The following is a 2239-nucleotide window of genomic DNA, read 5'->3' on the forward strand; positions in this document are numbered from 1 at the left end:
GCATCATCGGGTAGTTCACGTGTGCCTCCTCGGAGGTCTCAGCGCCCGGCGGTCGCCGTGGCGTTGGCGGCCCGCTCGCTTCCTCGGGCGGGCCGTCGTGCTGTCAGGGGGCGGGCGGTGCCGGCGGTTCGACGCCGGAGCGGTGGACGCGCCAGACACCGCCGAAGTCGCGGCCGGGCAGGGTGCCGGCAGCGACGTGCTTGCGGACGGTGCGGACGCCGACGCGGAGGATGCGGGCGGCCTCGCTGGTGGTGAGCCACTCGGGGACGGCCGCGGCGTCCTCCAGGCGCTTGGCCTGTGCGGCGGCCGATCGGGCGGTCTTGTCGGCCTCTTGCTGCTGGCGGTGGGCGTCGATGACCTCGGGGTCGAACCACCAGCAGCCGAGGGCGTCCCGGGTGGCGGGGAGGCGGCCGTCTGCGGCGCGGCGGCGGACGGTGCGGGGGTGGAGGCCGAGGAGTTCGGCGACGTCGTCCACGGCGAGGCTGGCGGGCATGGGGCGGCTCCACGGGTGCGTGCTCGTGTGCCCGGCCCAGAACCAGCGGCGGCGGGATCTTAGAGCACGTCGGGGACGGCGAGCGGCGGATCGGTACCGGTGCGGTGTGCTCCGGATAGGCCCTCAGAGGCGCTGAGCGGCCGTATGCGGGGATGCGGGCCGTCTTCCCGGGGTCGACGTCCGGGGCGCGGCTGCTGATCGCTCCAGGGGCCGCCTGCTCCCGCGTCGCCATTCGGTACGCGAGGGGCCGCAAGTCGTGGGAACCCCCGGGTTCCATCAGATCGCCCAGGAGTTGATGCCGCCTCCCAGCTAAGCGGCGGTTCCTCGGAGCTAAGCGGCGGAAAAGGGCCGCTTACGCCGACCTCCCACCCGGAGCCCTGGACGCCCCTCCCCGGCAGGAAAAGACACCTAGCAGCACTGGCGGGGCCGGGGGCGGGCTGAACCGAGCACCCTAGATTTCCCCAGGTCACGCGGGGGTGTGACGGGTGTGACGGCACCTTGGAAACTTTCCCTCGCGTATAGGGGGACCAAAGTTTCCAGAGTGCCGTCACACCCGTCACACCCCACCGGCTCCACCCGTCCCGGAACGCACTCGACCCCCGGTCGGACGATGCCGCCGGGGGTCGAGGATGAGGATCGGTCAGGGGGTCAGGTCAGAGTCGACGACGAACCGAACCCCGAGGTACGCGTGATACTGCGCGGGCGGCTCAGGCCGCGCGGTGACCCAGCCGCCGACCGGGTCCCCGGAAGGCCGGGACAGTCCCGCGCGCCCCCGTCGGACAACCGCCTTAGAGACCTTGTGCCCCTTCGTCTCCTCGTGCGAGGAGAACCGGTCCGCGGCCGTCTTCTGGCTCCATGTCTGCTGGCCGATCTCACCGAGGAACCGGTTCAGGTCGTCCATCAGCTCCTTGGACATGACGTGAGCTTCGTAGTCGGCCACCAGGCGTTCCCCCCAGTAGCGCATGACGACGTCGGACTCCGCCCGCCACTGTCGGGTGGCCTCCCGGACGTCCGCCGGGTGCTCGGGCATGGTGCGGTCCGCCTTGTACCAGCGGCGCGCGCCCTCGATCAGCCACGCGAGCATGGCCTCCCGCTGCTCCCGGCCGCCCAGGCGCCGCTTCAACCCGCTGTCCCCCTGCCGCTCGTAGTCGTTCGTGGGCTCGCCCCGGACGAAGGTGTACGGGAAGGGGACGAGGGCGAGGCGTCGCCATGTGCCGTGATCGGTCTCGGAGACGGTCGGCCGGTAGTTCGTGGTGATGAGCAGTGAGTGACTGGTCTCCCACTGGACCTCGCGCTGGTAGAGGTGCCGGGCCTTCATCAGGGCCGTGCCCACTGCCTTCTTGAGCTGGACGACGTTCAGGCGCCGGCCTTCCGGCAGCTCCTCAGCGAAGGCGAGGCGTGCGCCCTTGAGCGCCATCCGCTCCTCCTTGGCGTCCCGGTCCCCGGACAGGACGCTGTCGTCCAGGAAGGTCATGGCGCCGCTGTCGGTCCGTCCGCCGAGCGCGAGCGCCAGGCCGTCGACCAGGCTCGACTTCCCGTTCTTCCCGTCTCCGTGGAGGAGGAGCATCACGTCGTCGTCGGGCACGTGCCCGGTGATGCCCTGCCCCAGACGGACCTGGAGCCACGCGCCGACCTCCGGTGTGACGGCGGACAGGACCATGTCCAGGTCGGCGTGATGAGCCTTCGGCACGAACCGGGTGGGCACATACCGGGTGAGGTACCGGCTCGGGTCGTGCGGCAGGAGGG

At 71.4% G+C, this 2239-nt stretch carries 2 protein-coding genes; both read right to left on the bottom strand.

What is annotated here, in order from left to right:
• Positions 1 to 103: 103 nt before the first annotated feature.
• On the bottom strand, positions 104 to 493 hold the full coding sequence (locus C593_RS0128420; RefSeq protein WP_018850712.1) for a helix-turn-helix domain-containing protein: 390 nt from the start codon (positions 491 to 493) through the stop codon (positions 104 to 106).
• Between the two features lie 640 nt (positions 494 to 1133).
• On the bottom strand, positions 1134 to 2239 hold a 1106-nt coding region (locus C593_RS0128425), incomplete at its 5' end, for a phage/plasmid primase, P4 family (protein WP_018850713.1).

It is taken from the genome of Streptomyces sp. CNT372 (assembly GCF_000377145.1).

Excerpts from the sequence above, each read along its gene's own strand:
- C593_RS0128420 (WP_018850712.1), bottom strand. The coding sequence starts at position 493 with ATGCCCGCCAGCCTCGCCGTGGACGACGTCGCCGAACTCCTCGGCCTC.